The sequence below is a fragment of the Spirulina sp. CCY15215 genome (assembly GCF_016888125.1).
In the GTDB taxonomy this organism is placed as follows: Bacteria; Cyanobacteriota; Cyanobacteriia; order Cyanobacteriales; family Spirulinaceae; genus CCY15215.
Genome location: NZ_JACSWA010000211.1, coordinates 1 through 366, shown reverse-complemented (window position 1 = coordinate 366; position 366 = coordinate 1). Strand labels below are relative to the sequence as shown.

1 pseudogene is annotated in these 366 nt (G+C 39.6%); it reads left to right on the top strand.

From position 1 onward, the window contains the following. Nucleotides 1-366, top strand: a pseudogene (locus JUI58_RS01240) (RNA-guided endonuclease TnpB family protein); the annotation flags it as partial.

The following is a 366-nucleotide window of genomic DNA, read 5'->3' as shown; positions in this document are numbered from 1 at the left end:
AAAAAGAACAATCAAGAATTCGTGCAAATTCCCACAGCAAAGTTGAAAGATAGAATATCTCAACTTTGTCAACAGTACGGAATTAACTTTATCGAGACAGAAGAGAGTTATACCTCGAAAGCCAGTTTTCTAGATGATGATTTTCTACCTACATTCGGCGAAAAACCTGAAGGGTGGAAGGCATCAGGGAAGCGGGTTAGAAGAGGTTTATATCGCTCTTCTGATGGGAGTTTGATTAATGCTGATTGTAATGGTTCAGCTAATATAATCAGAAAGGTAAGCGTACAGTTAGGTTTCGATCTAACCAAGGCGTGTAGGGCAGTCTTGGCTCTGCCAAAGCGGTATTTTTTGGATTCTCTTTCAAAA